Raw genomic sequence first — 21,023 nt, forward strand, 5'->3', positions numbered from 1 at the left:
AGCAAAGTCATGGAAAAAACATTACAGAAAAAACAGAACCGGTAGAGTAGAATAGATAGAAGGAGGAGAGAGCTTATGCGGATAGGTGTATTTATATGCTGGTGCGGTAGTAATATAGCCGGCACCGTTGATGTAGAAAGCCTTAGTGAAAAGGCTAAATTTTTACCCGATGTGTACTACTCTGAAGATGTAAAATACATGTGTTCTGAGATAGGTCAGGAATCTATAAAAAAAGCAATTAAAGAGCAAAAACTTGAGAGGGTTGTTATCGGGTCCTGTTCTCCAAGAATGCACGAAGAAACTTTCCAGGAAGTCTTAAAAGATTCAGGACTTAATCCTTATTATGTTGAAATTGCTAATCTAAGAGAACAGTGTTCCTGGGTACATGATGAAGGTGAAGAAACTACCCAAAAAGCTTTTGAACTGGTTGAAAAAGCTGTGGCAAAGATTAGGTTTGCAAAACCTCTGACAACTGAAACCCTTCCTGTAACCAAAAGAGCTCTAGTTGTAGGTGGAGGTATAGCAGGGATACAATCTGCCCTTGATATAGCAGAAGCTGGGTATGAAGTAGACCTAGTTGAAAACACCCCATCTCTTGGAGGCAGGATGGCACAGCTAGACAAAACCTTTCCTACTTTAGACTGTTCGGCCTGTATTCTTACTCCAAAGATGGTAGAGGCTTCTTCTCACCCGAATATTCGCCTCTTAACTTATGCTGAGATTGAAGATGTTTCAGGTTTTGTTGGAAACTTTGATATTAAAATACGCCAGAAGGCAAAAAGTATAGATCATGATAAATGTACCGGCTGTGGTGATTGTACTGAAAAATGCCCTGCCAAGATAGATAATGAGTTTGAAGAAGATAAGGAGATAAGAAAAGCGGTGTATACTCCTTTTCCACAGGCAGTGCCTAATAAACCTGTGATTGATCGTGATAATTGTCGTTATTTTCAAAAAGGTAAGTGTAAGGTCTGTCAGAAAGTTTGTCCTGCCGAAGCTGTTGACTATGAACAAGAGGATGAAATCATTGAAGAAAGATATGGGGGAGTTATCCTTGCCACAGGTTTTGATCAGCTAAAGCCTGAAGGATGGGAAGAGTTTGGCTATGGTGCGCATCCTGATGTTATCACTTCCCTTGAGCTTGAGAGGATGTTTAACTCTTCTGGGCCAACAGGTGGAAAAGTAGTTTGTCCTTCTACAGGCAGAGAACCTAAGAGAGTGGTCTTTATTCAGTGTGTAGGTTCAAGAGATAAGAATAAAGGAAATGCTTACTGTTCAAAAGTTTGCTGTCTCTATACAGCTAAGCATACTCTTTTACTAAAAGAAAAACTTCCCGATACTGAAAGCTTTGTCTTTTATATAGATATAAGGACAGCTGGTAAGAGCTATGAAGAGTTTTATGAAAGAGCAAGAAGTACAGGAGCCAAATACCTGAAAGGCCATGTCTCTAAAGTCGAAACAGACGGTAAAGAGCTTCTTGTAAGAAGCTATGATAACAGCATTGGGGAACAAATAGAAGTTGAAGCAGACCTTGTTGTTCTTGCTTCTGCCATTAAAGCAAAAGGTACAACAGAAGGTCTTGCCCAGATGTTTGGAGCTACAGGTGACAAAGATGGTTTCTTATCAGAAGCCCACCCCAAATTAAAGCCGGTAGAAACCCAAACTGCAGGGGTGTTTCTTGCAGGAGCATGTCAGGGGCCAAATGATATTCCAGATACAGTTGGACAGGCAGGAGCTGCTGCCTCAAAGATAATCGGGCTGTTTAACCGCGGTGAGGTTGAGAGTCTACCAACTACTGCAGAGGTGGATGCTTCAATCTGCAGTGGCTGTCTAAAATGTGAGCCGGTTTGTCCTGTAGGAGCGATATCTTCAGAACAGATTGAAGAGAAAGTGCCAGGTGGCGTAGTAACAAGACAAGTGGCAGGTGTAAATAATGCTCTGTGCCGGGGTTGTGGAGCTTGTACTGCAGCCTGTCGAAACGGAGCGATGAACTTAAAAGGATATACCCACAGAGAATTGCTTGCGGAGGTGGATAATCTATGATAAAGATAGCTGCTTTTTGCTGTAACTGGTGCAGTTATGCAGGGGCCGACCTCTGCGGCAGCAGTAGGTTGAAGTACCCGGCAGATATTAGAATAATCAGGGTTCCCTGCAGTAGCAGAGTTGATGCTTCTCTTGTTCTTAGAGCATTTCAAAAAGGTGCAGATGGTGTGATGGTTAATGGTTGTCACCCGGGAGACTGCCACTATGTATCGGGTAACTACCATACCCGTCGCAGGATGGCACTATTAAAGAATCTGTTAAAGTTTATGGGATTAGATGATGAAAGATTGGAAGTTAACTGGATCTCAGGAAGTGAAGCTGGGAAGTTTCAACAAACGGTGTTGGACTTTACGGATAAAATTAATAAATTAGGTCCTGCCGAAGAAATGAGGGATATGAGATGCCAAAAACCCAGTTAACAAAAGATAAACTACAACAAAAAGTAAAAGAATTATTAGAAAGTGAAAAGATCGAGGCTTTTGTAGGATATGGGGAAGGTGATCTTTCTCTCAAGAAAATTCCTCTTGTGATAACAAGACCCGAAGATGTATCCAAATTAACATTTGATCAAACATCAACGCCTCTATTATCAAGATATTTACTTGATGGGGAGCTTAAGGACAAAAAAGTTGGGATACTCTTAAAAGGGTGTGACAAGAGAGCCTTAGATTTATTTGAAAAAGAAAATCGGATAAATAAAGAAAATATATATACACTTGGAATTAGCTGTAATGGTGTTATTTCTATAAATAAAATGAGTGAATATTTAAATGATCCTACAGAATATGAGTTAAATTTTGACGGGGAGAAAGTCAAAGCTTCATCAAAAACAGGTGAAGAAGTTGAGTTTGATTATCAGGACATTCTCTCTCCTCACTGTCATATATGCCAAAGCCCTACTCCGGAAGATGTGGATGATTTAATTGAAAATGAAGCGAGTGAAGCTTTAGTCCCTATCAAGGAAGATGGCATTATGGACTCTATAATAGAATTAGAAAAAGCTTCTAAAGAAGAAAAATACCAGTATTTCATAGAAAGCTTAAACCGGTGCAGACGTTGTTTTGCCTGCAGGGAAGCGTGCCCTGTCTGCAACTGTCCAAAATGTCTGTTTGATATTGAAAACCCTAGATTCTTGGATAAAAGCACTGAGGAATCTGCCCAACACCAGTATTATCATATACTAAGAGCTTTTCACGTGGCAGATAGGTGTGTTGGTTGTGGTGAATGTGAGAGGGCTTGTCCTGAGGAGATACCTTTTTATCTATTGCACGAAAAAATTAAAAAAGACATTGATGAAATGTTTGGTGAAAAAGAAGATGCCCTTTCTTATGCTTACCCTGATGATGTTGAACCTTTTGAAGAGGGGGGAGAAGCTTGAAGTTAACTGATATCAAAAAAGTTTTAGAAGAAGCTTTTGAAAAAAACGAGAAGTTGGAAGAAAAATATAATATATGTGACGGGGAAAAGGAAAATATTAAATCCTTTTTCTTTCCCCAGACTGAGAAGTATTTAGAATTTAAGAGGACTGATAAAGGAACAGAATTTTTTCCTGTAAATAATGGCCTTGTAAATGATAGCGATGGAACTGGTAGCGATGAAACTGATGGCGCTAAAGAAAAAATAAATGTAGTAGTTAGGGCTAAGCCATGTTCTGTTGAGGCATTAGAGGTTTTTGACTATGTTTTTTTGAGTGAACCAGTAGATCCTTTGTACAAAGAAAAAAGAGAAAAAACTATAATTATATCTTCGTCCTGCAGGGAGCTTAAAAATAGCTGTTTTTGTACGTCTGTTGGAATAGATCCATATAAGCCTGTTGGAGGAGATGTGAGAATAGATGACTCTACAGGTGGAGTAGTAGGGGTAACTCCCAAAGGAAAAGATTTTTTGGAGGAAATCTTTGAAGCTGATGAAAGTAAAAAATCCGAGATTCAAAAGCTAGAAGTTGATCAAGAAAGTGACCTTGAAAAAGGAAATGTAAAGACGTCAACTGAAAGAGAAGCTGAAAAAGATTTGGCAAATAGATTAAAAGATAAGCTAGATAACATGCAGGACTCAAAGCTATGGGATGAGTTGTCATTAAGATGTCTTGGGTGTGGGGTCTGCACTTATTACTGTCCTAGCTGTCACTGCTTTGACGTGTGCGATTACTACAAAAAGGATACAGGGAGCAGGTATCGTGCATGGGACAGCTGTATGTTCTCTGAGTTTACCAGCATGGCAGGAGGACATAATCCCAGGCCTACCAAAAAAGATAGGATAAAGAATCGCTTTTATCATAAATTCAACTATTTGCCTAAATTATACGAAAAACTTGGATGTGTTGGCTGCGGGAAATGTCTTGTCCACTGCCCGGTAGGGATTTCTCCGCTTACTTTACTTCGAGAAATGGGGGAGATAGAAGATGAAGACAAATCCATTAGTACCAGCTAAAGCAAAGATAGTTAGTATAAGAGAAGAGACTTCTGATATTAAGACCTTTGAAGTTGAGCCGCCACCAGAGTTTCCAAAGCATATTCCGGGTCAGTGTGCTATGGTTTCAGTCTTTGGTGTAGGTGAGGCTTTATTCTCTATAACTTCTCCTCCAGAAGAAGACAACCTGGAATTTAGTATAAAAAAAACAGGAAAAGTTACAGACGAACTGCACAGCATGGAAGCTGGAACAGAGATTGGCCTTAGGGGCCCTTATGGAAACGGATTTCCTGTAGAAGAAGTCAAAGGGAAAAATCTTCTTTTCATAGGTGGAGGTATAGGCCTTGCGCCCCTTCGGTCACTGATAAAGTATGCGCTAAATAATAAAGAAGATTATGGAAGCTTGCAGCTTATCTACGGTGCTAGAACACCAGATGATCTTGCATTCAAAAAAGATATTTATGAAAACTGGCCAAATAACAGTGATATTTCTGTTAATTTATCAGTTGACGTTGAATCTCCTGGATGGGACGGGTATGTAGGATTTGTACCTCAGTATCTAGAAGAATTATCACCGTCTCCGGAGGATACAATAACCTTTACATGTGGGCCTCCAATAATGATTAAGTTTGTTGTGCAGGGACTAGAAAAACTTGGTTTTACACCTTCCCAGGTTATAAGTACCCTGGAGTACAAAATGAAATGTGGTGTAGGAAAATGCGGTCGCTGCAACATTGGAGAACAATACGTATGTAAAGATGGTCCAGTCTTTACTTTAGAGGAGTTAAAAGAGCTAAATTATTTTTAGTCAAATAATTGATTCTGGTGCAAAAAGTCTATTCACATAAGTAAAGTGTTTTTAATTGATATTATCAAGATGTATTACAATTAAAAACAAAACTTTGTTCATATGACTTTTTGCACCAGAATCATAATTTAGTCTATATTAAAAAACCAAACAATTGGAAAACAAGCGGTTAAATGTTATATTTAACCGCTTGTTTTTTTCTTCACTTCATCTTCACATTTTATTCTTATAATGAAAATGCTAAAACAATTTTTTAATTAAAACAATTAAATTTAATGTGGAGGGATGAAGTTTGAAGAAAAAACTTATAACATTTTGTTTACTGATGCTTGGGATTATTATATTTTCAGCCTGTGACTCACAGGTGAAATATTCAGAAAATGTGATTAAAGAAGGAGAAACAAAAGAAGTAGAAAGTAAAGAAGTAGAAGATAATAAATTATTAGAAGGAGGGGGATTGATATTCACCTTTGATGATGGTTGTAGTACTGATTATGAGGTAGTGTATCCTATTTTGAAGGAAAAGGGTTTAGAAGCGGTTACTTATATATCCCCTATTTTTATTGAAGATGAGATGGACGGGTTTATGGACTGGGAGCAGGTAAAAGCTTTAGATGAAGCAGGATGGGATATTGAAGATCATACTTATTCACATGTTAACTTAGAAGAATTAACAAAAGAGGAAATAAATAAAGAAATGCAAAAAATTAATGATATTTTTGAAAAAAAGGGACTAGATACACCTAAACACCATGCACTGCCATATGGTGAATATAATGAAACAGCCAAAGAAGTGGTGCTTACTTATCGTGATACGGTAAGAACGGCCGAAAACAATTTAAATTCATATCCTCTAGAGGATGATATTTTAGATGCAGTTGATATGGGGATACACTCAGAAGAAGTGTTGAAAGGATTTATTGATAGAGCAGTTTTAGAAAATAAAGTGTTAATATTTTTTACCCATGATGTTCAAGAAAATCCATATGATTATGGTATAACTACAGAAAAGTTTGAATCTGTATTAGAATATGCTATAGAAAAAGAGATAAATATCTTAACTTTATCAGAGTTAATGAAATATTAGTAATAATAATGTCTTAACATTCGTTATCTTTTTTATGACAGTTTTGTTGATGTTTACATTTTGTGCTTTTGTCTTGTTGACTAATCTCAGATAGCTTTATTAATTGCTGGGCTAGTTTGGTGAGAATATCTGTGTTTACAATATAATGAGTGAAATATCCCCTTTTTTCTCCCCAGACTAGCCCTGCTTCTCTTAATATTTTCAAATGTTGACTTATTGCAGCTTTGCTTACACCTACATGTTTTGAGAGAGCTCCTACACAGTAATTATTTTCTAAAAGTAGTTCTAATATCTTTAATCTGTTGTTATCAGCTAGGGCTTTATGAAGTTTAGTTTGGTTATCATTATTCATTAGTAATCCCCCGCATTAATTAAGATTTTTTACTTTCCTGCTTTTTAGTACATTGCAAGTCTCGATTTTTGTTGCCTCTAAAGTTATAGTTTCCTCCTTCAATTTTAATTGACTTACCGTTAACTAAAGCATCTGAAACTTTACTTCTAGCAGATAGTAAAACATTTTGAAAGGTAGCTCTTGATACTTCCATTCTATCTGCGCAGTCTTGCTGATCAAGATTTTCTATATCTTTTAGCCTCATAGCCTCTAATTCTTCTACAGTTAATACTTTTTCGTCTAATTCTCGAAGAGGGATTCCTTTAGGTTTAAAATAAGTCACCTCTGGCATATATTCTACCTTACGCCTTTTTGGTGGTCTTGGCATTGATATCGCTCCTTTTTTTTATCTAAATATTGAATGTTAAAATAAAATGTTTGCTTTGTTAGTGTACCTTAGTAGTTTGCATAAGTCAATAATATAAAAATAGCGCAGGTGGGTTTTTCCTTCCTGCGCGTTTGGTACATTGTAAAAATTAGACTTAGAAAGATAAATATCCTGTGGGAATTAATAATAATTTCTATAGTTTTTAACTCACTTATCGACTCTTTCAACCTTGTAGGAGTGTCAATAACAGCAATTTTTCCTTGGTTAATTATTGCTACTTTATCACATAGATAGCTTGCTTCTTCAATGTCATGAGTAGTAAGAAAAATTGTCTTATTTTGATTGCTATATTCTGTGATTATATCCCTGATAACCTTTTTACTTTCAACATCAAGACCTGTGGTTGGTTCGTCTAAGAATAATATTTCTGGATCATTTATTAGTGCCATACATAGTAAAAGGCGTTGTTTCATTCCTTTAGAGAATCCTTTGGCTTTTAAATTCTTTTTTTCATATAGATTAAACTTTCTAAGCAGTGTACTTACCCGGGTTGTACAGGTATTTTTATTTTGGCCGTATATTTCTCCTGTTAGTACTAAGTTTTCTAGAGCAGTAAGGTCTGGATAAATATTTGCCTGCTCTGGTACTACTCCTATAAGCCCTTTTGCTTTTATAGGTTCTTGTCTAATGGAGTGTCCCATTAAATTTACGTCTCCCTTGTCAGGCTGAATGACCCCTGTCAAAATACGTTGTGTTGTACTTTTTCCTGCTCCATTTGGCCCCAAAAAGCCAAATAAGCTTCCTTTTTCGACTTTGAAACTAATGTTATCAACAGCTTTAACTTGGCCATAATTTTTACTTAAATTATGGACTTCGATGGCAGGAAAACTCAATTCTAATTCACCTCTTAATTTTCACATTCATGCTTGTCTGTATCTCCATGGCATTTTTTAATTTGTTCTGGACTGCATTTTTTTGGTGTTTCCTTTAAATTCTCTGGTTTTTTGCAATTATTTTTTTCGCACATGTTAAATTACCCCCTTTTCTTTATACTTTTAAAATCTATTTAATTACTTACTTAAATAAATAATAATACACTTAATTATATATGTCAACACTAAACTTAAAATATTTTTTTAATGAATATAAGTATTTTTCTCAAGATACCATGAAAATATGGTAAGAAAATTTGAATGGCTAATTAAATTGGAAGGTATAAGCTTATAATAGAAATAAAAAAAGAGCCCGCAATGGCCTGGGCTCAGGCTGATGCGGATCCCTTTTGAGCCCTCTGCAACCTCTCGGGTACAAAGGACCATTCCGGAACCCACACCAACCATTGCCTCGACCGAGACAGATCCCTTTGGAAGAAGCTATAAGAAATCTCTCGACCCCTTACAACCTCTTAAGGAACCCGTCACGGTCTTAGCTCGACCTCTGCGGATCTCAGATGACCCTTAAATAGTAGTTCCGACTATTTAAGAGCCAGTAATTGACCCACAGAGATCTTCCCTCCGGCCAATGCCGAGCCCATAAGACCCGACATTGACCTTCGGCCGGCTACTTAGGAGCCTTCACGACCCCTAAGTAACCTTCGGCTCAGCCATTGCGAACCCTTCGTTTATTATTGTTGCTTATTTAATAAAAATTATACACATTTTTTTAATTGATTTATAAGAAGTTTTTTTATTTCTTTTTTGACATATGACAAAAAACTTGCTATTATAAATAATAAGCATATGCTAGAAATAATTGATGAAAGGACCGCACTTTAAAACAAAGTCTTAGATTTAAAAGTACATTGAATTCATAAAGGTGGTTTGAAAGTCGCTTTTTGAAGCAAGTTCTAAATGATCGATTTTGTCAACCAATTTCATTGCTTCTTCATAAAAATTTCTATTAACAAGTGCCATTTGACAGCCTGAGCCTGCAGCGTTTCCAACTGGAATAATCTTTTCTTCTGCTATATTTGGGATTAGACCCAAAATTTGTGTGCTTTTTACGTCTACATAATTTCCAAATCCACCTGCTAGATATATATATTCTAGCTCTTCGTAACTTGTGTTTGCTTCATTTAATAATGTTTGTATCCCTGCTGCTACAGCTCCCTTTGCAAGTTGTACTTCTCTTATGTCTGCCTGAGTTAGAAGAATTTCCTTGTTACTGTGAGCTTCTTCAGGGAAGGCAAGGATAAATGACTTGGCTTTTTCATCTTCTTTTATGCGTTTTGCTAGCTCTGGGTCTTCTATTTCTTCTTGGGATACGATTTTTCCTTTTTTATCGACCACCCCTTTTCTGATCAAAATGGCCATTATGTCCATAAGTCCAGAACCGCAGATACCTTTTGGAGGTTTATTGCCTATAGTGGTGTATAATAGTTGGTTATCCTCGTATGTTACCCTTGATATTGCTCCACTTGTTGCCTGCATACCATGGGAAATTTTTGCTCCTTCAAAAGCTGGGCCAGCAGCTGTAGAGCAGGCTATCATCTTTCCGTTTCCAGTAACTACTAGTTCTCCGTTTGTTCCAAGATCTATTAAAAGTTCTTTTTTATTTTCATCTATTTGAGAAGCTAGGGCAGCTCCGATTGTATCTGCTCCTACAAAACCCGCAATACTTGGTAGAAAAATTACTTTGCCACTTGGGTTTATGTCTATAGAAATATCTTTAGCTTTAGCTTCTATGCATTTTTGGGTAACTGGTAAATATGGAGACTTTCCGAGTGTAGTAGGATCGAATCCCCAGAATAGATGGTTCATGGTAGTATTACCTACTAAAGAAAGATGATATATATCATCTTTATCAATTTCTCCTTTTTGACATAAATCTTGGATGATTTCATTGACTGTCTCTAATGCTTTCTTTTGTAGATCTTTACTGCCGCCTTCGTTTTCTATGATATAAGTTATCCTACTTATAACATCTGCCCCGTAAGGGCTTTGTTTGTTCAGCTTAGAAGAGGTGCAAATTTTCTCTCCCTTAGATAGATCCCATAGGTATCCAGCAACGGTTGTTGTACCAATGTCTATAGCTATACCGTAGACTACATTTCTGGTATCTCCAGGTTCGATATTTAGGACAGTTTCTTGTCTTTCCAGGGTTAGAGTTATTTCGTCGAAGTTTTCTTTATATACATTACTAAGCTGCTTGTAATTATCATGTGAAAAAAGTATAGGGGTTTTGTATTCTTTGTTGATTGCTTTATCTAATGCCTCAGATTTATAAGTTAAAGTTTCGGGTTTTATTAATTCTTTTTTAATTAGTGGATCAACTTTTAACTCCATCATGGAACCGTCTACAAGAATTGTTTCTTCTTCTGGTTTACTACTTACTAATTCTATAGTCATATCAGAATCAACCTGTGTTTGACATGCCAGTTTGTATACGGGTTCATTGTTTATCTTTACCAGGCATTTGCCGCAAGAACCTTTGCCTCCACAGGGTGAATCTATATAGATATTATTTTCAATTAAGAGTTCTAGTAAATTTTTCATTCCTTCGGATTCAATTATTTTGTCCTCGTTTACGATTTTAACCTTTGGCATATTAAAAACTCCTTTTGAAATGAAATTTTCTAACTTGCTTTCTAGCTTGCAGTAAGATTATCTTTTTCATCTAAACCAGCGTATTTCATAAGCTGTTTTTCTGTAGTGCTATCAAGGTAATTCTTATTTCTGTTTTCTTCTAGTCTTTCTTTTAACATCCTTTTTGCCACCTCTAATGATTCATTACTGCCCATATCAACCCACTTGCTGTAGGTGTGTCTATCAGAAACTTTAGGAAAATGAAACTCTTCTCTGAAATGATTAAAAGTGTGAATATTAGAAAGGAATTCTCCACAACATCCTACTTCTTTAATTACATCAAATGCTAACTTCTCTTCATCGATATTAAGACCTTTTTTAATATATTTCATGGTACCGCATAAATCTTCGTCAAATATGAATTTTTCATAACTCATAGCATTATAAAACTGCAAACTACCTGCAGCATGCAAAATAAAATCAGTGTCAGCAGCTACAGTGCCTAAAAGTGTCATTCCAGATTCTTGACTTGACTGGTTATCGTGAATTTTTGCATCGGTAACACTACCGCCGCCCCCTCGGACAGGTAAATTATACTCCCTTGCGAGCTGTGCACTAGCCGTAGCAAATAGGACCGTTTCACCTCCGCCTACAGATAATTCTCCATCCTGCATATCCGTTACAGCTGAAGCACCTCCATATATAACCGGGTTTCCGGGATTTATTAATTGTGAAAAGACAATTCCAGCTAGAACTTCTGCATTCTGAAGTGCTAGAGCTCCTGCTAGTGTTGCCGGAGCAGTTGCCCCTGCCATTGTAATTGAAGAAATTATTAGAGGCTGAGATACTTTGCTGTACTCTATCATAGATTCAAGGGATGTTTTGGAATAAGCTAGAGGACTGTTAGCGTTTATTAAGTTTACCATTACCGGTTTGTTTGCCACGAAATCTTCGCCAAAAACGATTTCTGCCATTTTAATAGAGTCTTTTGCACCTCTAGCCCCATCAGAACTTCCCATGAAAGGTTTGTCGGAATGTCTTAACAACTCAAGGATCCCTACCTTATGTTTAATATCAGCAGGGACATCTTTCATATCTAGCAAAATACCACCTGAAAAATCAATATGAGGACTGCTTCCTGTTAAAATGGCAAAATTTCTAAAATCTGAAAGGGTGGCTTGCCTATTACACCCTTCTTCTACTATGAATGGAGAACCATAACCGGGAGCAAAGCTGATATATCCCCTGCCTATAGGTATGTTTTTTTCTGGATTCATAGCTTTTACTGTGAAAAAAGATGGAGCTTTGCTTACATACTCATCAACTTGTTCTTCGGTGAAAAAAACTTTGCCATTATCCACCTTGAAACCGGCTTTTTTAAATAAATCCAAAGCGTAATCATAATGAAACCCAATCCCTACTTCGTTTAATATTTTTAAAGAAGTAGAATTGATTTTCTTTAATTCTTCTTCAGATAAAACCGCTGCTTTATGCATAATCTTTCCCCTCCCTTGTATACCCCTTAGGGGTATAGGGTTAATTTCAGTTTAAAGTATGACTTAATAGTTGTCAATATTTCAACAATTTTTGTGAAATATTTTTGCGAACTAGGTGACCATTTTATTTGATTGTTTAAGATAATCCTTTATAGCTTCATGCAGAGCTTTTGCTCCTAGAATTGAACAGTGCAGCTTGGGCTTTGGTAGTCCTCCGAGGGAATCAATGATATTTTTACTAGAGATTAGCAAAGCTTCGTTTAGTTTTTTTCCTTTTGCTAGTTCTGTTGTTATACTGCTTGTAGCAATAGCTGCCGGACAACCAAAAACTTCAAACTTTATATCATCTATGCAGTTGTCTTTTACTTTAATATAAATACGCAAGAAATCTCCACAGGAGGGGTCACCTATAGCTGCTACGCCATCAGGAATGTCGATGCTTCCTGCATTTCTTGGATTTGAAAAATGCTCGATTACTTTTTCACTGTACATGCTAACAACTCCTCTAAATATTTCTTGTTATTATAAGTGTAACTCTGTAAATCGTTGGAGTCAATTTATCTTATTGTGAATTAAGTAAAGCTATTTAGGCTGCCCGAAATTGACATATGCTAATATCTTTGGTATCATCGGTAATAAGCATATGACAAAAAAGAAATACCTTGAAAAACAGAAGTCACAAGCCAGGATTTTTGCCAAAGTTTTTGGCTGAACAAGGAGTTGAATGTGTCATTTCAGGAGGCATGGGAGAAAGAGCAAGACAGCTTTTTGCATCTAAAGGAATCGATACATTAGTAGGAATAGAGGGTGAAGTAGAGGCAGTCATAAATGACTATATGGATGGGAAACTTTCTGGTAATTGTTCATATTGTGAGCACGATGGTCCGAATTGTGGGCATTAAAAACTGAATATCAATTAAATAATAATAATAAAGGTCATAACAATAATATTATCCCCCTGGCATATAAAAGTGCTAAATGGGGGTTTTTTTATCACTTTTTCTTATAAATTTGATTGACATTGACTGATTTTTACATTACCATATAAATACCCCTGTGAGGTATATAGGGGATTGTGTTTGAAAATTAAAAGATAAAAGTGAAAAATGACAGTTTATTATTGGTTTTATGGGAGGTATTTTTGGAATTTAATTTAAGCGATCATAAACTAAAAAGACAGGAGGTGAAAACCCTGAGTTACTAAAATTCTTTTACTGCGATAGGTTAATACCTTGGGAAGGAAAGGCCTATCGCACCCGCCGTCCCTAACAGGGAGTCGCCGGTCTGTCTTCTACTTTAGGTAGATGACCCTATACTGGCGAAACAGAGTGAAAATCTCTGCGGTAAGTCGCCTTTTCTTGGTTCGGCGGCGGATCATTAAGCGCAACGTTTAGATTTGTGCATATTTTAGTAACCAGGTATTTAGTGTGAAAGATCAAAAAACTTTAATACTAAATAGGCTCAAAAGAATAGAGGGGCAGATCAAAGGCATAAGGAAGATGGTGGAAGAGGATAAGTGCTGTACAAATATTTTAATGCAGACAAATGCAGTTAGATCAGCTGTAAACAATGTAGGAACAATAATTCTTGAACATCATTTAAAAGAATGTCTAAGTGAAGTGAATGATAATAAAAATCAGGCCGAATCTATTAAAGAATTAAGTGAACTAATTTCTAAATATGCTAAATAAATATAAAAGGTTCAAAAAATATCCTGTACATTTACAATCGAGATATATCGGGGTATATGATAAATTTTTTAAATTGATTAAAGGGATATATTGTGATAAATTAAAATTAACTTTGCTAAGCCTAAGGGGGCTTTTTTTTGATAAGTAACTATATTAAACAAATTGAAGAACCTGCAGTAGTTATCGGCAGCGGTCTTGCCGGGATTATTGCTGCTATAAAATTATCTAAAATGAATAAAGAAGCGGCCGTTATAACAAAAAAAGGACCTGGAAAAGCGACTTGTACCTCCTTTTCGATGGGTATTTTTACGTCTGCCGGAGGTAGTGAATTTGATGAAAAAGATCATTATAAAATGAGTTTTGAGGCGGGTGAAGGGGTTAATCAACAGGATATATTAAAACAAATGGTGGAAGAATCTCCTGAGGCATTTGAATTTTTGTCCAAAGAGTTAGGTATAGTGCTAAATAACACCGAAAGGGGCTTTCAGGTAAAAAAAGGGGAAAGACCCATTCCAGGATCTAATCTGATGGATGAATTGACAGCTATTGCAAAAAAATTAGGAGTTAGATTTTATAGCTTTCACCTTCCTGTAGAATTAATTAAAGATGGTGACAAATGCCAGGGTGTTTTGGCATTAGATGATAATAATGACCTTGTGTACTTCAAATCAAAGACAGTGCTTTTGGCTACAGGAGGATTTGCAGGGTCTTTTATGAAAAATGATAATCCACCAGCCATGAGAGGAGAAGGTTTAGTACTTGCTTATAGGGCTGGAGCCAGATTGAAGGACTTGGAATTTATACAATTTTACCCAATAGGTTTTAGAGATAAAAGGCTTCCTGGATTTATAGCTCCTATATTTTATCCAAAGAGTACTAAGCTAGTTAATGATGAAGGAGAAGATTTACTTAAAAAGCACCTAGGGGAAGGTTGGAATGCTAATACAGCTTGTCTTAGCGAAAGAGACAAACTTGGTAGAAAGCTAGAAGAAGAATGGCAGGCTGGAAGCCAAGTTTGGATGGATATGACGTCATGCCCTAAAGAAGAATGGGAGGGACTTAATTCTCTTCCACTGTATGAGAGGATAAGCTTTAATTTTGAAGAGAAGCCTTTCTTGATAGGACCGGCGGCTCACTTTACCATGGGTGGAATAGCATTAGATGAAAAACTAGAAACAGGTGTTAAGGGGCTTTATGCTGCAGGAGAAGTGGTTGGAGGAATTCATGGCGCTAATCGTCTTGGGGGGAATGCCCTGACTGAAGCTCTTACTTTTGGTATAAAATGTGCCTTAAAAATGGAGAAGAGATTAACTGATGGTGAAGAACTTAAAGATGTTGAACTATCAAATATCGAATATCAAAATCCTTTGATTAAAATATTGAATATAAGTAATAATTTAACTAAATCAAATAAAGAAGGTTTATTAGCTAATGAGGAAAATAGTAATGAAAATGTAAAAATTATAGATCGAAAATTAAAAGAACTGCACTGGGAAGCTCTCTCGCCTATAAGGGAAGAGGCCACCATGAAAGAGGGTTATAAAGAAGGTGAAAAAATAAGAGACAAAATCCTAAATCTCTGTAAATTAGCAGGAGAAGGTAAGGTAAGAAAGAAAGATTTGAAAGACCTTGTGACATGTGAAATGAGTTCAAAATTATTTCAATTGACTGTTAGGTCAGCACTTCAAAGACAAGAAAGTCGCGGTAGTCATTACCGTAAGGATTATCCAAATAAAGATGATGATAACTTTACTAAGAGTTTTTATCATCCACAGTAATATTATTTAGCTCTTTTAAAGTATTTCTGAAATCGCAGGAGGAAATTATTTTTTTAACGAGAATATAACAAACTAGCTTATTAATAAGAATGAAGTAAACATGTAATCTGAACAAAAATTAAATATATATATGAATTAGGTGCCTTATTTATAAGGTTAAAAGGGAAGTCGGTGAAAATTCGACGCGGTCCCGCCACTGTAAAGGGGAGATTATTTTCACATAGGCCACTGGAGAAAGGTGAACTTCTCTGGGAAGGCGAAAATAATTGATGAACCTGAGCCAGGAGACCTGCCTGATTTGTTTTTACCTTTGATCTACGATGGATAGGGAGGTAAAGTTTCGCTAAGATATCTTTATAATACTAGTATCACTTTACTGTTGGTTCCTACTCCCTTTCAAAGGGAGTTTTTTAATTTAGACGATGAATATGATGATGAAGTTTAGTGATTATGGAGTTGACAAACAATGAATAATAAACTTGTAAAAATTTTGAAAAGCATTTTTCTTTTATCAGTAGTAGCTATTATTTTTGCCCATATGCCGGAGTTTATAGCTAATGTAAAACAAATGTCTTCTGCGACAATTATTTGGTTGATTGTACTGCAGTTTGTTACTTTAGCATTAATAGCTATGCAGTGGAAATATTGTTCCATAATTTTATCTGATAAACTTGGTGGACAAGGTGGACAAGTAAAAGACTTTTGGATTGTTAATTCATATGGAACCTTGTTAGAAGGGGTGACTCCTGCTGTAAAGACGGGAGGAGAAGGTCTAAAAGTTGTTATGCTAATAAAAAGTTATGGTTACGATAAAAAGGAGGCCATAACCCTTGTTATAGCTCAAAAAATTATTAGTATATGTAGTTTTTTGATAGTCATGATGGCTTGTTACATAATTGTTTATAAAAGAATACCGTCGTTCTTAATGGATAATTTGCTATACGTAATCATTACAGCGACCATAATATTTTCTATAATCTATTTTGTTTATGCTTTTATTTCTAAAGAAAAGTTAAACTATTTATTTTATAAACTTGGAGTTAATAAGTTTAATCGATTGATCAATGAATTTTCTACTTATAAGAAAATGTTTTTAAACAATAAATTATCACTTGGAAAAGCTTTTTTGTTAGGTATTATTATCTGGAGTCTTCTAGGTTTGAAAACATTTTTTATAGTAGTAGATATGAATATAAATCTATCTTATGTACAGGCATCAAGTGCAACTTTTATGGGCTATCTATTTAGCATGCTGCCAATAAGTCCCGGTGGAATAGGGACCTATGAAGGTGCCATGAGCTTTCAATTATATAATATGGGCTTAACAGAAAATTTGGCTCTCACAGTTAGCATATTAAGCAGGTTATTTACATTATGGTTAACAATGCTGATTTCATTTTTTACTGTCACTATTTTAAATTTTGTGCGTACAGGGCAGTCCCTATTATATCAAAAAAGCAAAGGAGCTTGACAAAGCCCCTTTGTACATTTCTTAGTTAATTCAGCCTACAACTAGTCTTCGACTATCTCATTAGCACCAGATTGTTCCATTAGTTCTCTTATTCTATGTCTGTCATGTTTTGAAACTTCTACAGCTACCACAATACCGCCTTTTCCTTTTAAGCCTGAAATACCTTCGATAAAACTTTCAGTTTCTCCTAGGCCTTCACGTTCGGTTTGAACAAAACGTATCTCCTCTGTTTCAATTTCACTATTTACAAACTCATCATTTTTTATTTGACTTACAATCATATCTTTTCTATCAAGGCCAATTTTTTTAAGGCTGTCTATTGCAGAACTAGCACGTGATTTGTCTGGGAACCTTCCTACTACTCTCAAGCAAAATCCACCTCCACACTCTTTATTATATTTTTATTATTTGCTAAGTATTTAAGGCTATACTGATCGTTATTCTAAGGAATTTAATAAAAGGACTATAACAAAATTGCTTGTACATTACTTTCACAAATTATTTTTTTAAGCAGGATTACTATAAAAAATGTAGAATATAACCTGTGAAGCGATATGCAGGGAAAAACATAAAGAGGTTAAAAAGCTGTAAAAGCTGCTAAAGGAGTGGTGGTAATGTACAAACTAGTTAATAACAAAAAAACTAAACTGTGTAACTTTCTACTTTTATTTTTTTTGCTTAGCTTTATTTTAACAGGTTGTAGTTCTGGATCAGATAATCCTAGGCTTAGGTTAGCTACTACGACTAGTACAGAGGATTCTGGCCTATTGGATGAGCTGCTTCCAATATTTGAAGATGAGACAGGTTACAATGTGGAAGTGATTGCTGTAGGTACAGGCCAAGCTTTAGAAGCTGGAAGAAGGGGCGATGCAGACGTTATTTTCGTACATGCAAAAGAACTTGAAAAAGAATTCGTAGCTGATGGATATGGTAAGAAACGCTACCAGGTAAAGTACAATGATTTTGTTATCCTTGGCCCTGAAGATGATCCACTGGGGATTAAAAATATAAATAATCTTGAAGATGCCATGAAAAGTATATACAAGGAAACAGAGGATGGTGATACAGTGTTTGTTTCTAGAGGAGATGGATCAGGAACTCACCAAGCTGAACTTTCTCTATGGGAAGAATTCGATTTAAATGTAGATGACAAGGAGTGGTATAATTCTTTAGGACAGGGAATGGGTGATACGCTTATAACAGCTAATGAAATGAAAGGTTACGTGTTGGCTGATAGAGGCACTTATTTGTCAATGAGAGAAAACTTAAACAACCTGGAGGTTGTTTTTGAAGGAAGCGAAAAGCTAAAAAATTCTTATGGGATGATTCCTATAAACCCTGAAGAGTTTTCCAATGTGGATTATGATGGCGCTCATTCTCTCGCAGAATTTTTTGTCCGGGAGGATATTCAGGATAGAATATCAGAGTTTGGTGTAGATACCTACGGGGAACCATTGTTTTTCCCAGATGCAGATTGATGATTGCAGGATTTTATGTGAATAGATTAGATATTGGAGGACGAACAGAATGGACGTTTTAGTTTCTGGATTTACAGAAGCAGTAAATCTAATAGTTGGCTTTGATCCATATGTGATGGAGATTATATCTGTTTCTATGAGGGTATCTGGGATAGCCCTTATCATTGCTGCTGTCATAGGTATTCCTATAGGAGCTTTATTGGGCCTTACTAATTTTCCGGGTAAAAATTTGGTGGTTGCTCTACTTTATACTGGAATGGGTTTTCCACCGGTCGTAGTTGGACTAATAGTGTTTATTATCTTGTCAAATGCAGGTCCGCTAGGCTCTCTTGATTGGCTGTATACCCCCAATGCAATAATAATTGCTCAGAGTTTAATCTCATTTCCCCTTGTTGCTGGGTTTACCATGACTGCAGTAATGGGAGTTGACAAAAGGCTTCTCATGCAGTTAAAAGCTCTTGGAGCTACCAAAGGACAGGCTCTATGGGCCACAGTTAAAGAGGCAAGACTTGGAGTCCTTGTCTCCATAATTGCAGGATTTGGAGCGGTTATATCAGAGGTAGGGGCTGTTATGATGGTAGGTGGGAATATTAGAGGCAGCACCAGGGTGCTTACTACTGCAGTTGTTTTGGAAACCAGGCAGGGAAACTTCGGGGTGGCTATGGCATTTGGCTTGATACTTCTTTTGATTACCTTTGTCGTTAATTTTGTGATGCTACACTTTCAAGGAAGGAAGCTGATGGGACGTGACTAATCTGTCGGTGTATGAGCTAAAAAATATAACAAAGGCATATCAGGGGAAAACAGTATTGAAGATTGATGAATTATCAATTAATCAAAAGGAAATTTTTGCTCTTATAGGGCCAAGCGGTTCTGGAAAAAGTACTTTATTTCGACTTTTGAATTTTGTAGAGAGTCCAGACACAGGAACTATTAAACTATTTGATAAAACTTTTAAGGCAGGTGAAACTCCCGACCTTAATATAAGACGCAAAGTTACGACTGTATTTCAAACTCCTTTGCTTATGACCTCTTCAGTTATGCAAAATGTTATTTATCCACTCAAAATAAGAAAAGAAAAAATTGATGAAGAACGTGTAGAAAAGGTGCTTTCTGGCCTTGGATTGTCTGAATTAAAAAAACAGCGGGCAGATAAACTTTCAGGTGGTGAAGCACAGCGGGTGTCTTTAGCAAGGGCTATAATTTTCAAGCCTGAGATAATACTTTTGGACGAACCTACGGCAAATTTGGATCCTACTAATGTGAAGATTATTGAAGATATAATTCTTGACTATGTAAAAAACGAGAAAGCAACAGTAATTGTTGTTACTCATAATGTCTTTCAGGCAAAAAGGCTTGCGAATCGGGTTGGGTTGCTATACAAGGGCGAAATGGTAGAAGAGAATGACAAAGAAACCTTTTTTGAAAACCCTGCAAGTAAAATAACAAAAGACTTTTTGTCAGGCGAACTAATACATTAAAAAGCTTTAAAGGAGAGAATATTTAATCAGGTGGGATAATTTTATGAAAATTAAATTTAAGCTTTGGGTTGAAAATGAACAGGGTGAAAGAATTATTGGTGAAGGGCTACTAAATTTATTACTTGCTATTAAAGAAACAGGTTCTATTAGTAAGGCTACTAAGAGTCTTGATATTTCGTATCGGTCAGCCTGGGGCAAACTAAATAAGGCGGAAACTCGACTTGGCTATAAGCTTATTGATAGAAAAACAGGTGGCAAAGAAGGAGGAGGAACAAAGCTAACAGAAGCCGGTGAAAATCTATTAAAAAAATTTGATAAGTTAAACGATGAAACAGAAAAAAAGCTAGAAAATCTTTTTGATGAAATTTTTAATAGCGAAAAATAATTAGAGAAAATAATTAATACCTTCGAATTATTTGCCTTCATACTAACTTATTTAGCATGAAGGCAAATAACTTTTAATAAGTTTATAGCTCGGGCTCGTACTCCTTAATTATGTTTTTTAAATCGTCTGGAAGAGGGGTGCTTTTGTGTGAGTGTTTATCCACCAAAACAATAGCACCTCTACCAGTTGCAGCTACAATGCCCTTTTCTTTTCTAATAAGGCCGTACTCTAGATCAAAGCTTGTATTACCTAACTTCGTAGTCCTTAACTTTACTTCTAGCTCTTCATCAAAATAAACCTCCCCCAAAAATTGACAATAAAGGTCGGCGGTAACTATATATAGTTGGTTATCATTTAATAATTTTTCTGTTAAGGCTAGTTCTCTAAAATAATCTAACCTAGCCTGTTCGAAATAAATAAAGTAACTTACGTTGTTTAAATGGCCAAAAGCGTCTGTTTCACAAAACCTCACTCTTGTATCTGTGCTAAAACGAAACTTTTTTAACCAGGTTTCTTTGTCTGGTTGAATTATGTTTTCAATCTTAGGCATTCAAAAACCCCCCTGGATACTTTTGTGTCTTTTTGAAAAATATGTTCGCTTAAATTAACGTATTACTATAAAAATCATAAAAATCCTTCAAGTATTTTTCTAA

Annotated in this window: 22 protein-coding genes and 1 riboswitch; of the genes, 14 read left to right on the forward strand and 8 right to left on the reverse strand. The window is 36.0% G+C overall.

The features are described from left to right. The first annotated feature begins 75 nt into the window (after positions 1 to 75). The 6 genes from ACONDI_RS15480 to ACONDI_RS15505 all read left to right on the forward strand — a co-directional run bounded on the left by ACONDI_RS15480 (position 76) and on the right by ACONDI_RS15505 (position 6,347). Positions 76 to 2,043, forward strand: coding sequence for a CoB--CoM heterodisulfide reductase iron-sulfur subunit A family protein (locus ACONDI_RS15480; protein WP_241079430.1), 1,968 nt, complete (start codon positions 76 to 78; stop codon positions 2,041 to 2,043). Next, positions 2,040 to 2,462: a hydrogenase iron-sulfur subunit gene (locus ACONDI_RS15485; protein ID WP_241079431.1), complete on the forward strand. Its 423-nt coding sequence runs from the start codon at positions 2,040 to 2,042 to the stop codon at positions 2,460 to 2,462. Before ACONDI_RS15480 ends, ACONDI_RS15485 begins: the two co-directional genes overlap by 4 nt. Beyond that, positions 2,444 to 3,421 (forward strand): 4Fe-4S dicluster domain-containing protein, encoded by a 978-nt coding sequence (locus ACONDI_RS15490; protein WP_241079432.1) that lies wholly within the window; start codon positions 2,444 to 2,446, stop codon positions 3,419 to 3,421. The genes ACONDI_RS15485 and ACONDI_RS15490 overlap by 19 nt, the downstream gene beginning before the upstream one ends. Continuing rightward, positions 3,418 to 4,473 (forward strand): 4Fe-4S dicluster domain-containing protein, encoded by a 1,056-nt coding sequence (locus tag ACONDI_RS15495; RefSeq protein WP_241079433.1) that lies wholly within the window; start codon positions 3,418 to 3,420, stop codon positions 4,471 to 4,473. The genes ACONDI_RS15490 and ACONDI_RS15495 overlap by 4 nt, the downstream gene beginning before the upstream one ends. Then, positions 4,445 to 5,260 (forward strand): FAD/NAD(P)-binding protein, encoded by an 816-nt coding sequence (locus ACONDI_RS15500; protein ID WP_241079434.1) that lies wholly within the window; start codon positions 4,445 to 4,447, stop codon positions 5,258 to 5,260. The genes ACONDI_RS15495 and ACONDI_RS15500 overlap by 29 nt, the downstream gene beginning before the upstream one ends. A gap of 292 nt (positions 5,261 to 5,552) precedes the next feature. After that, positions 5,553 to 6,347: a polysaccharide deacetylase family protein gene (locus ACONDI_RS15505; protein ID WP_241079435.1), complete on the forward strand. Its 795-nt coding sequence runs from the start codon at positions 5,553 to 5,555 to the stop codon at positions 6,345 to 6,347. Positions 6,348 to 6,360: 13 nt separating this feature from the next. Here the strand turns inward: ACONDI_RS15505 and ACONDI_RS15510 are convergent, their stop codons facing one another. The 6 genes from ACONDI_RS15510 to ACONDI_RS15535 all read right to left on the reverse strand — a co-directional run bounded on the left by ACONDI_RS15510 (position 6,361) and on the right by ACONDI_RS15535 (position 12,578). Next, positions 6,361 to 6,699, reverse strand: coding sequence for an ArsR/SmtB family transcription factor (locus tag ACONDI_RS15510; RefSeq protein WP_241079436.1), 339 nt, complete (start codon positions 6,697 to 6,699; stop codon positions 6,361 to 6,363). A gap of 19 nt (positions 6,700 to 6,718) precedes the next feature. Further along, positions 6,719 to 7,066, reverse strand: coding sequence for a DUF134 domain-containing protein (locus ACONDI_RS15515; protein ID WP_241079437.1), 348 nt, complete (start codon positions 7,064 to 7,066; stop codon positions 6,719 to 6,721). Positions 7,067 to 7,134: 68 nt separating this feature from the next. Beyond that, the gene (locus ACONDI_RS15520; protein WP_241079438.1) at positions 7,135 to 7,959 is read right to left on the reverse strand and encodes an ABC transporter ATP-binding protein; all 825 of its coding nucleotides are present in this window, start codon (positions 7,957 to 7,959) and stop codon (positions 7,135 to 7,137) included. An 897-nt stretch (positions 7,960 to 8,856) separates the two neighbouring features. After that, a complete protein-coding gene (locus ACONDI_RS15525; RefSeq protein WP_241079439.1) occupies positions 8,857 to 10,611 on the reverse strand; it encodes an ASKHA domain-containing protein in 1,755 nt (584 codons plus the stop codon). Between the two features lie 41 nt (positions 10,612 to 10,652). Next, complete coding sequence (locus tag ACONDI_RS15530) at positions 10,653 to 12,086, reverse strand: trimethylamine methyltransferase family protein (protein WP_241079440.1); 1,434 nt, start codon at positions 12,084 to 12,086, stop codon at positions 10,653 to 10,655. Positions 12,087 to 12,197: 111 nt separating this feature from the next. Continuing rightward, on the reverse strand, positions 12,198 to 12,578 hold the full coding sequence (locus ACONDI_RS15535; protein WP_241079441.1) for an iron-sulfur cluster assembly scaffold protein: 381 nt from the start codon (positions 12,576 to 12,578) through the stop codon (positions 12,198 to 12,200). A gap of 170 nt (positions 12,579 to 12,748) precedes the next feature. Between ACONDI_RS15535 and ACONDI_RS15540 the strand changes: the two genes are divergently transcribed. The 4 genes from ACONDI_RS15540 to ACONDI_RS15555 all read left to right on the forward strand — a co-directional run bounded on the left by ACONDI_RS15540 (position 12,749) and on the right by ACONDI_RS15555 (position 17,026). Further along, on the forward strand, positions 12,749 to 12,988 hold the full coding sequence (locus tag ACONDI_RS15540; RefSeq protein ID WP_241079442.1) for a NifB/NifX family molybdenum-iron cluster-binding protein: 240 nt from the start codon (positions 12,749 to 12,751) through the stop codon (positions 12,986 to 12,988). Between the two features lie 525 nt (positions 12,989 to 13,513). Then, positions 13,514 to 13,777: a metal-sensitive transcriptional regulator gene (locus tag ACONDI_RS15545; RefSeq protein ID WP_241079443.1), complete on the forward strand. Its 264-nt coding sequence runs from the start codon at positions 13,514 to 13,516 to the stop codon at positions 13,775 to 13,777. A gap of 137 nt (positions 13,778 to 13,914) precedes the next feature. Further along, positions 13,915 to 15,555, forward strand: coding sequence for an FAD-binding protein (locus ACONDI_RS15550; RefSeq protein ID WP_277397793.1), 1,641 nt, complete (start codon positions 13,915 to 13,917; stop codon positions 15,553 to 15,555). 120 nt (positions 15,556 to 15,675) lie between these two features. Further along, positions 15,676 to 15,866: riboswitch (cobalamin riboswitch) on the forward strand. Positions 15,867 to 16,021: 155 nt separating this feature from the next. Continuing rightward, entirely contained in the window at positions 16,022 to 17,026 is a 1,005-nt protein-coding gene (locus ACONDI_RS15555; RefSeq protein WP_241079444.1) for a lysylphosphatidylglycerol synthase transmembrane domain-containing protein, read from the forward strand. A gap of 41 nt (positions 17,027 to 17,067) precedes the next feature. Here ACONDI_RS15555 and ACONDI_RS15560 read toward each other — a convergent pair whose 3' ends face one another. Continuing rightward, positions 17,068 to 17,394, reverse strand: coding sequence for a hypothetical protein (locus tag ACONDI_RS15560; RefSeq protein WP_241079445.1), 327 nt, complete (start codon positions 17,392 to 17,394; stop codon positions 17,068 to 17,070). 246 nt (positions 17,395 to 17,640) lie between these two features. Here ACONDI_RS15560 and ACONDI_RS15565 point away from each other — a divergent pair, with 246 nt between their 5' ends. From ACONDI_RS15565 to ACONDI_RS15580, 4 genes are read left to right on the forward strand one after another with little or no spacing between them, the layout of a single operon-like run. Then, positions 17,641 to 18,504: an ABC transporter substrate-binding protein gene (locus ACONDI_RS15565; protein ID WP_241079446.1), complete on the forward strand. Its 864-nt coding sequence runs from the start codon at positions 17,641 to 17,643 to the stop codon at positions 18,502 to 18,504. 49 nt (positions 18,505 to 18,553) lie between these two features. Then, entirely contained in the window at positions 18,554 to 19,258 is a 705-nt protein-coding gene (locus ACONDI_RS15570) for an ABC transporter permease (protein ID WP_241079447.1), read from the forward strand. 55 nt (positions 19,259 to 19,313) lie between these two features. Further along, entirely contained in the window at positions 19,314 to 19,985 is a 672-nt protein-coding gene (locus ACONDI_RS15575; protein WP_241079448.1) for an ABC transporter ATP-binding protein, read from the forward strand. Between the two features lie 43 nt (positions 19,986 to 20,028). Beyond that, entirely contained in the window at positions 20,029 to 20,370 is a 342-nt protein-coding gene (locus ACONDI_RS15580) for a winged helix-turn-helix domain-containing protein (RefSeq protein ID WP_241079449.1), read from the forward strand. A gap of 82 nt (positions 20,371 to 20,452) precedes the next feature. Here the strand turns inward: ACONDI_RS15580 and ACONDI_RS15585 are convergent, their stop codons facing one another. Continuing rightward, positions 20,453 to 20,920 (reverse strand): acyl-CoA thioesterase, encoded by a 468-nt coding sequence (locus ACONDI_RS15585; protein ID WP_241079450.1) that lies wholly within the window; start codon positions 20,918 to 20,920, stop codon positions 20,453 to 20,455. Positions 20,921 to 21,023 lie beyond the last annotated feature (103 nt).

This window comes from Natranaerofaba carboxydovora, from assembly GCF_022539405.1.
Lineage (GTDB): Bacteria > Bacillota > Natranaerobiia > Natranaerobiales > Natranaerofabaceae > Natranaerofaba > Natranaerofaba carboxydovora.

What these genes read in the sequence shown, in the direction of transcription:
- ACONDI_RS15480 (WP_241079430.1), top strand. Translation starts at nt 76, where the DNA reads ATGCGGATAGGTGTATTTATATGCTGGTGCGGTAGTAATATAGCCGGC.
- ACONDI_RS15485 (WP_241079431.1), top strand. Translation starts at nt 2,040, where the DNA reads ATGATAAAGATAGCTGCTTTTTGCTGTAACTGGTGCAGTTATGCAGGG.
- ACONDI_RS15490 (WP_241079432.1), top strand. Translation starts at nt 2,444, where the DNA reads ATGCCAAAAACCCAGTTAACAAAAGATAAACTACAACAAAAAGTAAAA.
- ACONDI_RS15500 (WP_241079434.1), top strand. Translation starts at nt 4,445, where the DNA reads ATGAAGACAAATCCATTAGTACCAGCTAAAGCAAAGATAGTTAGTATA.
- ACONDI_RS15510 (WP_241079436.1), bottom strand. Translation starts at nt 6,699, where the DNA reads ATGAATAATGATAACCAAACTAAACTTCATAAAGCCCTAGCTGATAAC.
- ACONDI_RS15515 (WP_241079437.1), bottom strand. Translation starts at nt 7,066, where the DNA reads ATGCCAAGACCACCAAAAAGGCGTAAGGTAGAATATATGCCAGAGGTG.
- ACONDI_RS15525 (WP_241079439.1), bottom strand. Translation starts at nt 10,611, where the DNA reads ATGCCAAAGGTTAAAATCGTAAACGAGGACAAAATAATTGAATCCGAA.
- ACONDI_RS15530 (WP_241079440.1), bottom strand. Translation starts at nt 12,086, where the DNA reads ATGCATAAAGCAGCGGTTTTATCTGAAGAAGAATTAAAGAAAATCAAT.
- ACONDI_RS15535 (WP_241079441.1), bottom strand. Translation starts at nt 12,578, where the DNA reads ATGTACAGTGAAAAAGTAATCGAGCATTTTTCAAATCCAAGAAATGCA.
- ACONDI_RS15555 (WP_241079444.1), top strand. Translation starts at nt 16,022, where the DNA reads ATGAATAATAAACTTGTAAAAATTTTGAAAAGCATTTTTCTTTTATCA.
- ACONDI_RS15565 (WP_241079446.1), top strand. Translation starts at nt 17,641, where the DNA reads ATGTACAAACTAGTTAATAACAAAAAAACTAAACTGTGTAACTTTCTA.
- ACONDI_RS15570 (WP_241079447.1), top strand. Translation starts at nt 18,554, where the DNA reads ATGGACGTTTTAGTTTCTGGATTTACAGAAGCAGTAAATCTAATAGTT.
- ACONDI_RS15580 (WP_241079449.1), top strand. Translation starts at nt 20,029, where the DNA reads ATGAAAATTAAATTTAAGCTTTGGGTTGAAAATGAACAGGGTGAAAGA.
- ACONDI_RS15585 (WP_241079450.1), bottom strand. Translation starts at nt 20,920, where the DNA reads ATGCCTAAGATTGAAAACATAATTCAACCAGACAAAGAAACCTGGTTA.